At 68.7% G+C, this 13051-nt stretch carries 7 protein-coding genes; 1 reads left to right on the plus strand and 6 read right to left on the minus strand.

The features are described 5' to 3' along the window. Positions 1–88: 88 nt before the first annotated feature. A complete protein-coding gene (locus tag HLH29_RS07865) occupies positions 89–1594 on the minus strand; it encodes a carboxypeptidase M32 (RefSeq protein WP_182965532.1) in 1506 nt (501 codons plus the stop codon). 78 nt (positions 1595–1672) lie between these two features. Between HLH29_RS07865 and HLH29_RS07870 the strand changes: the two genes are divergently transcribed. Further along, positions 1673–3562, plus strand: coding sequence for a tetratricopeptide repeat protein (locus HLH29_RS07870; protein WP_182965534.1), 1890 nt, complete (start codon positions 1673–1675; stop codon positions 3560–3562). Positions 3563–3585: 23 nt separating this feature from the next. On the opposite strand, the gene HLH29_RS07875 is transcribed toward HLH29_RS07870, so the two are convergent. The 5 genes from HLH29_RS07875 to mutS form a co-directional block, all read right to left on the minus strand. Beyond that, a complete protein-coding gene (locus HLH29_RS07875) occupies positions 3586–4899 on the minus strand; it encodes an MFS transporter (RefSeq protein WP_182965536.1) in 1314 nt (437 codons plus the stop codon). A 161-nt stretch (positions 4900–5060) separates the two neighbouring features. Next, the gene (chrA, locus tag HLH29_RS07880; protein ID WP_220791433.1) at positions 5061–6260 is read right to left on the minus strand and encodes a chromate efflux transporter; all 1200 of its coding nucleotides are present in this window, start codon (positions 6258–6260) and stop codon (positions 5061–5063) included. A gap of 41 nt (positions 6261–6301) precedes the next feature. Then, a complete protein-coding gene (locus HLH29_RS07885) occupies positions 6302–6997 on the minus strand; it encodes a VIT1/CCC1 transporter family protein (RefSeq protein WP_182965541.1) in 696 nt (231 codons plus the stop codon). Between the two features lie 270 nt (positions 6998–7267). Continuing rightward, complete coding sequence (locus HLH29_RS07890; protein WP_182965543.1) at positions 7268–10168, minus strand: [protein-PII] uridylyltransferase; 2901 nt, start codon at positions 10166–10168, stop codon at positions 7268–7270. A gap of 225 nt (positions 10169–10393) precedes the next feature. After that, entirely contained in the window at positions 10394–13048 is a 2655-nt protein-coding gene (gene mutS, locus HLH29_RS07895; RefSeq protein ID WP_182965545.1) for a DNA mismatch repair protein MutS, read from the minus strand. Positions 13049–13051 lie beyond the last annotated feature (3 nt).

Here is a 13051-nt window from a genome sequence, read left to right on the forward strand (position 1 = left end):
GACGCGGAAAGCTGTCTCAGCGCATAGGGGTGAAGGGGACGACTGTTCCCTTCCGGGTCCAGGGCGGCGCCCTGGTCGTGGGGCGTTTTCATTGTGGGGTGGCGCCGCAATAGCGTTCGCGTAGATGGGTGCGGTAGGCGTCGGTCGAAGGCGGTGCGCCGGTGGCGGCGGCCACGATGCCGGCGGTGGACAGGCGGCTGGCCTGTCCATGCACATGGAGGCGCAGCCAGGCGACCAGCGGGGCGAAGTCGCCGCGTGCGATGCCCTGCGCGATGGCGGGGTCGGCGTCGAACGCCGCCTGGCGCAGTTGGGCGGCGAGGATGGCGCCCAGTGTGTAGGTGGGGAAATAGCCCCAGGCGCCCGAGGGCCAGTGGATATCCTGCAGGCAGCCCAGCCGGTCGTTCGGCACCTCCAGCCCCAGCAGGTCGCGGATGCCGGCATTGAAGGCGTCCGGCAGGTCGCGCAGCGCCAGCGAGCCGTCGATCAGCGCGGTTTCCAGCTCGTAGCGGACCAGCACATGGGCGGGGTAGGTGATTTCGTCGGCGTCGACGCGGATGAAGCCGGGCTTGACCTGGGTGACCGTGCGATACAGCGCGTCGGCCGACCAGCCGGCGTCGGTCCCGGCCGCGCCGAACGTCTCGCGCAGCAGGGGGGCGATCCAGTCGATGAAGGGGCGGGAGCGCGCGATCTGCATTTCCATCAGCAGCGACTGGCTTTCATGCAGGCTCATGCCCCGGGACTGGCCGACGGGCAGGGTGTGCCACGCCGCCGGCAGGCCCTGTTCGTAGAGCGCGTGCCCGGTCTCATGCACCACGCCCATCAGGGCGGAGAGGAAATCGGAATCGTCATAGCGGGTGGTGATGCGCACATCGTCCTCGGCCCCGCCGCAGAAGGGATGGATGCTGACATCCAGCCGGCCGCGAGACATGTCGAAGCCCAGCGCGGTCATGATCCGCCGGCCCAGGGCCTCCTGCTGCGCGACGGGGAAGGGGCCGGCCGGGGTCACGATCGGCGGCAGGGTGGCCTGGTGGGCCTGGGCCTCGGCGATCAGGCCGGGGAGGTCGCGCCGCAATTCGGCGAAGACGGGGTCGATATCGGTGCGGCGGGTGCCGGGATCGTACTGGTCCAGCAAGGCGTCGTAGGGCGAGAGGCCCAGCGCCGCGCCCTTGACGATGGCCAGTTCGCGCGTGCGCTCCAGCACGTCGGACAGCAGGGGCAGCAGGGCGGCGAAATCGCCGTCGCGCCGGGCCGTGCGCCATGCGACCTCGCACCGCGATGCGGCGCGGGAGGAGGCTTCGACCAGTTCGGCGGGCACCGATGCGGCGTGCAGCCAGGCGCGCCGCATTTCATGCAGGTTCGCCGCCTCCCACGTGCCGGCGGGGGCTTCCGCCCGCTCCAGCAATTCGCCGACGCGCGGGTCGGTCAGCATGTCGTGGCACAGGACGCTGAGGGTGGCGATGCTGTCGGCGCGGCTGTCGGCGGCGCCGGAGGGCATCATGACATCCTTGTCCCATCCCAGGATGCCCAGCGCATTGCGGATGCGCCCGATGCGGGCGAAATGGCTGGTCAGAGCCTGGTAAGCGCTTTGTGGCATGGTCTCTCTTCTTGCGAATGGGACGGGCTGCCGCAGTGTGGGCGATGGCGGGCGGCGGATGCAACCGGGACGAATGGAATGGACGGACGACGGGACAGGGTGGCCGGAGCGATGAGGCTGCTGGCGGATGGCGACCGTGATGGCGCCACGTCGGTGCTGCGCGCGGCGCTGGCCGAGGCGCCGGACGACCCCGATATTTTGCATGGCATGGCCTGCGTTGCCCGTGCGTCCGGCCGGCCGGACCTGGCGATCGGGCTGGCGGGGCGGGCGATCGCGATCCTGCCGGCCGCGCATTTTCATATCACGCTGGGCTGCGCGCTGTGGGAGGGGGGACATCAGGAGCCGGCGCGCGCGGCCCTGCATGTCGCGACCCTGCGCGAGCCGCGTGATGCGCGTGGCCATGCGGCGCTGGCGGCGGTGCTGGGGGAGATGGGGCGGTGGGGGGAGGCCGAAGCGAGCCTGCGTGCCGCGCTGGGGCTGCGCCCTGCCGACACCGCGCTGCTGCTGGACTGGGCGCGTGCCGCGATCATGGGGGATGGCGTGGGGATTTGGCCCCGGCTGGAGGCGTCGGCGAGGCGGTTTGTCGCACAGGATGCCGGGCGGCTGCATGAGCTGGCCGTGCTGCTGTCCGAGCGGGGGCGGCATGGGGAGGCGGAGATCCTCTATCGGCTGGTGCGGGATCTGTGCCCGGACCAGGGGGCGGCCTGGGCCAATCATGGGGCCGTTCTGTTTGCGCTGAACCGGCATGAAGAGGCGCTGGCGGCGCTGGAGCAGGCCGACAGGCTGGCGCCGGATGTGCCGGAGACGCTGAACAATCTGGGGCTGGTGCTGATGGCGCTGGGCCATCTGCCGAGGGCGGGTGAGGCGCTGGCGGCAGCGCGGCGATGTGCGCCGGCTGATGTGCGGATCGTCGTCAATGATGCGACCATCCTGACCGACATGGGCGAGGTTGCGGCCGCCGAGCGCCTGCTGCGCGGCGTGCTGGCCGAGCCGGAGGCGGCACGGGGCGCGGAGGGCGCGCGGGCGGAATTCAATCTGGGCACGCTGCTGCTGGCGCGGGGCAGGATGGCGGAGGGGTGGCGCCATCTGGAAGCGAGGGAGCGCCTGTTGCCCGAGATGCGCTGGCCGGCGCTTGCGCCGTGGGATGGATCGGCGCTGCCTCATGGGCGCCTGCTGCTGCATGTGGAACAGGGGGTGGGCGATGCGATCCAGTTCCTGCGCTATCTGCCCTCTTGTCTGCGGCGGGTGGGGGTGGTGGTGGATCTGCCGCCCGCGCTGCATCGGCTGGTGCGGACGATGCCCGACCCGGAGGGGCTGATTGCGTCGCGCTGTGTGGTGCTGCCGGATGGGACACCAGTGCCGGACGATGTGGTGGTGCGCTGCGGGTTGCTCAGCCTGCCGCATCTGCTGGGGATGGCGGAGGTGCCGCCCTTTGTGCCCTATCTGCTGCCGCCCGTGCCCGAAGGTGCTCGGGTGGGGGCGCCACGGGTCGGGCTGTGCTGGGCAGGCAATCCGGCGTTTCGGTTCGATCGCAGGCGGTCGATCCCGCCGCAGATGCTCGCGTTGCTGGGCGATGTCGGGGGGGTGTGCTTCGTCAGTCTGCAGCATGGGGCGGCGGCGGGTGATCCGCCCTTCGCTATGGAACCCGCTGCCACGGGCGACTGGCTGGACACCGCGCGGGTCGTTGCCGGGCTGGATCTGGTAATCACGGTCGATACCGCGATGGCCCATCTGGCCGGGGCGATGGGGCGGCCAGTCTGGCTGCTGAACCGTTTCGGCGGCGACTGGCGCTGGTCCGCCGCGTTCGACCGGGCGGAGGCGCCGCGCTGGGGGAACGGGACCAGTCGCTGGTATCCGTCGCTGGAGCAGTTCAGGCAGGATGGTCCTGAGGTGCCCGCGTGTGCGTGGCAGGCTTCAATTGCCGCGCTGCGGGCCGCGCTGGAATGCTGGCGATGCGTTGATCGATGAGGATTGCGATATCGTAGGGATTTTTATGAGGGGGCTCGGCTTTCCCGGATGCCGATCGCAGGCGGATTGAAGGCTGTCTTCTGAAATTGCAGGGCGCGTAGGCGAAGATAGCTGAAAAGCCCCAGAATGGCCGTTGCCGCCATCATCCAGCCGGGGATCAGCGGATTGCCGGTAATGGCGATCAGACAGGTGACGACGGGCTGCGTCAGGCCGCCGAATACGGACACGGCAGTCGCGTAGATGACCCCGAACAGAAAGGAGCGGCTGTGCGGCGGGAGGGAATCCAGCAGGACCTTCCACATGCTGGTCATCACGAATCCTGAAAGCGCGAACATGGAAATGTTCAGCGCCAACTGGCTGCCGAGGCCGGGATCGTGGATGGCATAATAATAGACGATTGGTGACAGAGCGCCCATCAGAAGGGTGACGCCGATCACCGTGCCGGCCGGGTTCGGATGGCGGGCGACGAAAAACATGCTGGCAAGGACGCTCAGCGCGCCGAAGGTCAGGCCGGCCGTCATGGCGGCCATTCCCGTTGCCGGCGAAAGATGCAGTACCGACACCGCGTAGCTGAGGCCGAAGGTGCGGAGATAGGTGGAGACGGTTCCGCTGACGAGGGCGAGGAATACGAACAGAATGACCTTGCGGACCGCGAGCCGTTCCTCGGGCGAGGGCGCCATTGCGGGGTGGGGTGCAATGGCGTGGCCGGCGGCAAGGCGGCGGAGGAACAGGCCCGCTGGAACGATGACGAGGCCGAAGAGGAAGGGCACCCGCCAGCCCCAGGAAAAGAGGGCATCGTGCGACATGCTGAGGGATAGGATGAGGCCCAGCAGGACGGCGAGCAGGCTGCCGAGCAACTGTGTCATGTACTGGAGCGTGCCGAAGACGCCGCCGAGGCCGCCGGGTGCGGCAGAATAGAGCAGTTCGGTCGCCGGTCCGACCTCGCCGCCATCGGAAAAACCCTGGAGCATCCGGGCGAAAACGATGATGACAGGCGCCGTGATGCCGATGGATGTCGCCGGCGGTGTGGCGGCGACCAGGAACGAGCCGAATCCCATCATGCCGAATGTCAGCATCAGGGCCGCATGCTGCCCGTGGGTGCTGGCAAAGCGCCCGATCACGACGGCGCCCAGTGGCCGCATGATGAACCCGACGGCGAATGTCATCAGCGCGTAGAGCAGGTTCATCAGATTGTTGCTGCCACTGGGAAAGAATGCATGGCCGATCATGGGCGCGAAGAACGCGTAGGCCATGAAATTGTAGAATTCGAGGAAATTGCCGGCACAGGCGGCCCCGATCAGAACGTTTCTCCTGGTGCGGCTGGCATTCCGTTCCATCGATACGTCTCTCCCTTCTGTTCCGTTGGGCCGGGGCTGGCGAGCCGCGCGCGATATCGTGACGGGTTGGGCGCCACGATATATTACCGGTTTCGGAATGTTCTGGAAGCGGTTCGATGCCGCGAAGGCGTGATGAGGGACCGGAGCGGCGAGGTGTCGTCTCAGGCGGGAGGAGGCATGACCGCGCCGGTCAGGGCCGAAAGCAGCACGACGAGAAGCGGTGGCGCGCGCCAGACCAGGAGGAGGACGAAGGCTGTGACGACAACCGCGCAATCCGCTGCCCCATGTACGGCGCTGGTCCAGACCGGGTTGTAGAGCGCCGCACCCAGCAGCCCGACGACGGCGGCGTTGGTGCCCCGCATGGCGGCCTGGGCCCCCGGCCGGCCGCGCAGATCGTGCCAGAAGGGCAGGGCGCCCAGCAGGCAGAGAATGCCGGGCAGGAAGATGGCGCCTGTCGCGATGGCCGCGCCGGCCAAGCCGCCCGGCGGTAGGCCCGCGATCGTGCCGAGATAGGCCGCGAAGGTGAAGAGGGGGCCGGGGACGGCCTGTGCGGCGCCGTACCCGGCCAGGAATGCGTTGTCCGACACCCATCCGGGCGTGACGACCGCATCGCGCAGCAGCGGCAGCACGACGTGGCCGCCGCCGAAGACCAGGGCGCCCGATCGGTAGAAGGCATCGAACAGGGCGACGGGGCCGGGAAGCATGGGGATGAATGCGAAGGCCAGAAGCCCCAGGAAAACCGCCATGCAGCCCATGCCCGCGCGCCGTGACAGGGGCAGGAGCAGCGTGTCCGCCGGTAAGGCATCGGGCCCCCGGCACAGGAACCAGCCGGCCACGCCGCCGGCGATGATGGTGCCGATCTGGAAGAGGGAGCCTGGCGCGAGCAGCATCGTCACCAATGTGGCCGTGGCGATCGTGGCGCGCGGGCGGTCCGGGCACAGGCTTCGGGCCATGCCCAGCACGGCCTGCGCGACGATTGCCACCGCCACGAGCTTGAGGCCATGGAGCATGCCGGCCCCCGGACCCGTCGCCGCGATGCCGCCCGCGCCGTATGCGAAGGCGACCAGCAGGGCCGCCGAGGGAAGGGTGAAGCCGATCCAGGCCGCAATGCCGCCGGCCAGGCCGCCCCGTATGAGGCCGATCCCGAAGCCCGTCTGGCTCGATGCCGGTCCTGGCAGGAATTGCGACAGGGCGACCAGGTCCGCATAGGCCTGTTCCGTCAGCCATTTTCGGCGTTCGACGAATTCCGTCCGGAAATAGCCGAGATGTGCCACCGGGCCGCCAAAGGCGGTGCAGCCCAGACGCAGGAAGATGCGCAGGATCTCGAATGCCGCGCTGGTCGGCGGGCGATCGGACGGCATGCTAGTCCGCATGATGGAAGATGGTGTTGCGCGGGGACGCGCTACACACCGAAGATCTGCCCGATACCGCCGGTGACGATCATCGCGATCAGCCCCCAGAACGTGACCCGAAGCGTGGGGCGCAGCGGCCGGGCCCCGCCTGCCACCGCGCCGACGGCTCCGAGACCGGCGAGTGCCAGGACGGAGATGGCGGATACGGCCCAGGACACATAGGGTTCCGGCGTCAGGACCGCCGTCAGGACCGGCAGGAGGGCGCCGGAGGAAAAGGCCGAGGCCGAGGCGAGTGCCGCCTGGAAGGGCCGGGCTGCCGTGGCATCGGAGAGCCCGAGTTCGTCACGGGCATGTGCGGCGAGCGCGTCATGCTTCATGAGTTCGACCGCCACCTGGCGGGCCAGGGCCTCGTCCAGCCCCCGTTTGCGGTAGATTCCGGTCAGTTCGTTGACCTCGCCACCCCAGTCGGTGGCCAGTTCGCGCTTTTCGCGGGCGAGGTCCGCGTGCTCCGAATCCGCCTGGGAACTGACCGAGACATATTCGCCGGCGGCCATGGACAGGGCCCCGGCCACAAGCGCCGACAGGCCCGCGACCAGGATGCTGCCGCGTGACGCATGAGAACTGGCGACGCCCACGATCAGGCTGCCGGTCGATAATGTGCCGTCATTGGCGCCCAGGACGGCGGCCCGCAGCCACCCCAGTTTCTCGATGGCATGGTGTTCGGCATGCATGCGAAGTCGCGACATAAGACGGGCTGCCCTGATCAATGGAACCGGTAGTTATCTATGATGTAAAATCTCTTTTTCTTGAAATGCATTTTTCAGGATGCATCGATGTCCGGTTTCATTTTGTTTTTATGTTCGCATTGCCGGTCTGTTCAGGTTGTCGTCAGGAATTCATGCCATGATTTCCAGTCGCGTAACGGCCGACGCGAACGTGGAGGAAGCCGGCCTTGGCCGGTCAGGACGAGAGCGCCGGTCCTGCCGATGCGCCGTCGCCCCGTGCATGGCATGCCGTCAGATGGAGAACGTTTCGACGGGCGGAGCGTCGGTGTCGCTGGTTGCGGCTTCCTCGGCCTGGCGCAGGCCGTGGATCAGGGCCTCGCGGATTTCGGTCAGGCGGCGTTCGTCGGTGATCTTCAGCCCGAACAGGTCCTTGACGTAGAAGACATCGACCGCGCGCACGCCGTAGGTGGTGATGTGGGCCGAGGCGATCTGCAATTTATGGCCGCTGATCGCCTGCGTCACGTCATGCAGCAGGCCGGGCCGGTCGCGGCCGTTGATCTCGATGACCGTGTAGCTGTTCGAGGCGCGGTTATCGATCACCACACGGGGCGGCACGTGGATCGCGCGCATGCGGCGTCCGTAGCGCATGCGGCCGATGCCGCCGATTTCGCGGGCGATGTCCACCCGCCCGGAAAGGCTCTGCTCGACCAGTGCGGACAGGCGGGCGAGCTGGTGCGGTTCCTCGAACGCTTCGCCGCTGGCGTCCTGAATCCAGAACGTATCCAGCGCCATGCCGTTGATCAGCGTGTGGATGCGCGCGTCCACGATCGAGGCGCCCGCGATCGCCAGCGCGCCGGCGATGCGGGAAAACAGGCCGGGATGGTCGGCAGTGTAGATCGTGACCTCGGTCACGCCGCGTGTCGGCAGGGGCTGGGTTTCCACCGTCAGCGGCGAATCGCGCCGTTCGGATTCCCGGATCAGCAGGGCGTGGCGGGCGTGGGTGTCCTGGTCGAAGGACAGCCAGTAGCTGCCATAGCCCAGGCCGAGGAAATGCTCGGTTTCCTCGGGGATGAAGCCGTCTTCTTCCAGGATTTCGCCCACCGCTTCCTTGGCGCGGGCGACGCGGACGTCGCGTTCGGTCGTGGCCAGTCCGCCTTCCAGCACCTCGGCCACGCGCATGTACAGCTCGTGCAGCAGGGTTGCCTTCCAGGCGTTCCAGACACGCGGGCTGACGGCGCGCATGTCGACGATCGTGAGCAGCAGCAGCAGGCGCAGCCGTTCGGGCGACTGGATGGTGTCGGCCAGGTCGAGGATGGTCTTGGGGTCGTCGATATCGCGCTGGAAGGCGGTCTGGCTGAGCAGCAGATGGTGCAGGACCAGCCACGAGACGGTTTCGGTTTCCTCGCCGGTCAGGCCCATTTCGGGGCAGACTTCCAGCGCGATCTCGGAGCCCAGTTCGGAATGGTCGCCGCCGCGCCCCTTGGCGATGTCGTGCAGCAGGATGGCCATGTAGAGCGCGCGGCGGGACTGGAGATTGCGCGCGAGGTCATAGGCCAGCGGGATCTCGTCGGCCATGGCGCCGTGTTCGATCCGGCCGAAGATGCGGATGGCCTCGATCGTATGCTCGTCGACCGTGAAGACGTGATAGGTGTCGAACTGCATCTGGCCGACGATTCGCGACCAGTCGGGCATCAGGCGCCCCATGATCCCGGTTTCGTTCAGGATATGCAGCCAGTAGGCATTGCCCTGCCGCCGGTCTTCCGCAGTGGCGTGGAAGCTGGGTGCTTCCTCGCGCGGTGCACCCGTGCCTTCGGTTGCGGGGGCAGGGCGGAGGGCGCGCTCGGGCGGCGCGCCGCACAGCAGGTCGAGGAAGATCCGTGCCGCCTCGGGATTGCCGCGCAGGCTGGCGGCGCGGCGTTCCCAGCGGATCAGCTTGTGCATGGCCAGCGGGTGGATCGGCAGCTTGCGCGTCCGCGCCCATTCCAGCAGGCGCATCATCTGGATCGGCTCGGCATCGAAGGAGGAGCCGCGTTCGGGCAGGATCTGGCCGTCCAGCACCGTGAAGCCCGCATCGCGCATCGCGGCGTCGGCCTGCGGCGCGTTTGCGGTCGGGCCCAGGGCCTGGCGCATCACCGCCGGTTCCAGCACATGGGTCAGGCGCATGACCTCGCGCACCGTCAGGAAATAATGGCGCATGAAGCGCTCCACCCCGACCTGGCGGCCGTGGCGGGTATAGCCCATGCGCGCGCCGACCACGGGCTGGACGTCGAAGGTCAGCCGTTCCTCGGCGCGGCCCGAGATGTAATGCAGGTGCAGCCGCACGCTCCACAGGAAGTTCCACGAGCGGCGGGCCCGCTTGGCTTCCTGCTCGGTGAGCAGGCCCAGGCTGCTGAAGCCGGGGGCCAGCAGGTCGGAGACGTGGCGTGTGCCGAACGTGTAGCGGCACATCCAGTACAAGGTTTGCAGGTCGCGCAGGCCGCCGCGCCCTTCCTTGACGTTGGGTTCCACCAGATAGGGGCTGTCGCCGAACCGGTGGTGGCGGGCCGTGCGTTCCTTGCGCTTGTCGGTAATGAAGCGCGCGGCCCCGGCCTCGACGCAGGCGACGATGTAACGGGCCTCGAACATCGCGAACAGCGCGTCGTCACCCGCCAGCAGCCGTGCATCCAGCAGCGTGGTGCGGACCGTGGTGTCGGCCTCGGCCTCGGCGATGCATTGGGGGATCGACCGGGTGGCATGCCCGACCTTCAGCCCCAGGTCCCACAGGAAATACAGGATATATTCGACGACGCGGCTGACATCGGCCGACGGTTCGTCCGGCGTCAGGAACAGCAGGTCGATATCGCTGAAGGGGGCCAGCATGCCGCGCCCATAGCCGCCGGTCGCGGCCACCGCCAGGGTGGGCCGTCCGGATTCGGGCGCGAATTCCAGCGCGTGCTCGACCGTGAAATCGACCAGCGTACGGATCATGCCGTCGGTATATTGCGCCAACTGCTTGGCGGCGGAGGCGCCATGCAGGCGATGGGCCTCGAATTCCTCGCGCACCGAGGCCTGGAACCGGGCGAGATGCCGGCGAAACAGGCCGATGGCCACGTCGCGCGGGACGGGGCCCCCCGTTTCCGATGACAGGAGAGAGGCCGCGAGGCTTCGGGTCAGGTCCCTGACGGACAGGGAAGGAGAAGACAAGGTCGGCATCGCGGCGTGATCGGTTTCCTGAAAATGTTGACGGCCGGACGCTCGTCTGGCCTCCAAGGCTGCTTCAAAAGCCCCGATTGCGGCGGCCTGATGGCGGTTTTCCGCGCGTCGCGGCGGGCAGCGATCAAGGGCGCTCCGCTCCGATGCTCGAAAACAACCGCCTGACGCGCGGCAAGCCGCGCCTCCGCTCACCATCGACGCTTTTGAAGCAGCCTTTATCCTGTTCTATCCGTGGTCCAGATGCCGCGATTCTTCAAGCATCAGTTTCTTGAGGGCGTAGACCAAGTCCAGCGCGCCGCGCGGCGTCAAGGCATCCGGATTGAGCTGTTCGAGCATCTGGCGCACCGCTTCCGGCACGCCGGGCTCGGCCGCATCGACCGGTTCGGGCATTGCCGGCGCATCGGTGGAGGCGAAGAGCGGCAGCGGCCGGGCGCCGACCGCGCGTTCCTTTTCCAGACCAGTCAGAAGCCTAGCTGCACGGCGGACAACCGGCTCCGGCACGCCTGCCAGCCGGGCCACATGTACGCCCCAGCTTCGGCGTGCCGAACCCGGAACGACCTCGTGCTGGAACACCACCTGACCCTTCCATTCGCGCACGCTCATGGTGTGGGGAGAGAGGCGGGGGAGGCTTTCGGCCAGCTCGGCCAGTTCGTGGAAGTGCGTTGCGAAAATCGAGCGGCACCGCAACGTGGAATGCATGGCTTCCAGGACCGCCCAGGCGATCGCCAGGCCGTCCAGCGTTGCGGTGCCGCGGCCGATTTCGTCCACCACCACCAGCGAGCGTGGGCCGGCCTGATTCAGGATCGCCGCGGTCTCGGTCATTTCGACCATGAAGGTCGAACGGCCGCGTGCCAGGTCGTCCGACGCGCCGACGCGCGAGAACAGCCGGTCGACGATGCCGATCCGCGCGGCCTTGGCCGGCACCGGCAACCCGGCCTGGGCCAGGATTACGGCCAGCGCGCCCTGGCGCAGGAAGGTCGATTTGCCGGCCATGTTCGGCCCCGTGAGCAGCATGACGCGCTGGGCGGGTTCCAGCACGCAGTCGTTCGGGGTGAAGCGCTCGCTGCGCGGCAGCGCGGCCTCGACCACCGGATGGCGGCAGCCGGTCAGGGTGAAGGCGGCATCGTCGGTGACCTCGGGCCGGCACCACAGGCCGCCGGCTGCGAGATCGGCGCAGGATTGCAGCACGTCCAGCACCGCCAGCGCGTGGGCGATGGCCGGCACCGCCGGTTCGGCCAGGATGTCGCGCACCAGGGCGGCGAAGATGCCGCGTTCACGGGCGCTGGCGCGCTCTCCGGCCTCGGCGATGCGGCGGTCCAGGTTGATCAGTTCGTCGGTCGAAAAGCGCGCGGCGCTGGCCGTGCCCTGGCGCAGGATCAGGTCCGTGCGGTCGCGCACGCGCGCGGCGGCGGCGGTCGGGATTTCGATGACATAGCCAAGCTGAGCGTGGTGGCGGATCTTGAGGCTGGCGACCCCGAACTGCTGCGCATAGTCGTTCTGCAAGCCGGCGATGATCCGCCGGCTGTCGTCGCGCAGGCCGCGTTCGGCGTCCAGTTCGGGATCGAAGCCGGGGGCGATCACGCCGCCATCCTCGACGCGGGCGGGCAGGGATTCCGCCAGTGCCTGTTTCAGCCGGTCCTCCAGCATCGTGCCGCCGCCCAGATGGCCCATGGCATCGGCGATCGGGGCGGGGGGCGCCGCGCGGCCATCGGCCAGGGACGCGGAGATGCGCCGGGCGATGGACAGCCCGTCGCGCACCGCTGCCGCGTCGCGCGGCAGGCCCCGGCCCAATGACAGGCGGGCCAGCGCGCGGGCGATGTCGGGCGTGCCCCGCAGTCCCTGGCGCAGGGCGGCGCGGACGCCGCCTTCCTCGATCAGCCACGACCATCCGTCCTGACGGGCGGCGATCGGTTCGCTACGGGTGAGGGGGGCGGCGATCCATTCTGCCAGCAGGCGGCTGCCGGGTGCGGTGACGGTGCGGCTGACGCTGGCCAGCAATGTATGTTCGGTGGTGCCGTCGCGGGTGCGCAGCAGGTCCAGGCTGGCGCGGGTGGCCGGGTCCAGGCCCAGGATACCGCCATTTTCATGGGCGTGCGGGTGTGCCAGACGCGGCATCTGCCCGGCCTGGCTGCGCCGGACGTAATCCAGCGCCATCGCGGCGGCGACGGCCTCCTCGTCCGAGAAGGTGCCGAAGGCGTCGAGGCTGGCGACTGCGAAGGTCTCGGCCACCCGGCGGCGTGCCGTTGCGGCGGCCGGCGTGGTGGCTTCCGGCGCGCGCCTGGCATCGAAATCGCCCAGGTCGATGCCGCCGGCGGCCAGGATCTCGGCCGGGTCCAGGCGGCCTAGCAGGTCCATCAGCCCGTCGGGCGGGACGGATGCGGTCTCGAACGCGCCGGTCGAGATGTCGATCCAGGAGACGCCCCAGTTCCGGCTGGCCGGGGCACGGCCCGCACCGGCCGCCACCGCCACCAGCAGGTTCTGCCGGCCGGCTTCCAGGAGTTCGTCCTCGGTCAGGGTGCCGGGGGTGACCAGGCGCACCACTGCGCGGGCCAGCGGCCCCTTGGGGACGCCCTTGCCGGGTTTGCGCGGCGGTTCGGTCTGCTCGGCCACCGCGACGCGGAAGCCCCGGCGGATCAGCCGCGCCAGATAGGCCGAGGCGGCCGCCACCGGCACGCCGCACATCGGTATCGGCATGTCGCCGTGCGTGCCGCGCGTTGTCAGCGAAATGTCCAGCGCGCCGGCCGCCGCTTCGGCGTCGGAGAAGAACATTTCGTAGAAATCGCCCATGCGGAAGAACAGCAGGGCTTCGGGATGTTCGGCTTTCAGGGAAAACCATTGCGCCATGGCCGGGGTGGCGCCGTCCGGAGAAGGGAGCGTCATGCG

The organism is Gluconacetobacter tumulicola, from assembly GCF_014174215.1.
GTDB classification, from domain to species: Bacteria; Pseudomonadota; Alphaproteobacteria; order Acetobacterales; family Acetobacteraceae; genus Gluconacetobacter; species Gluconacetobacter tumulicola.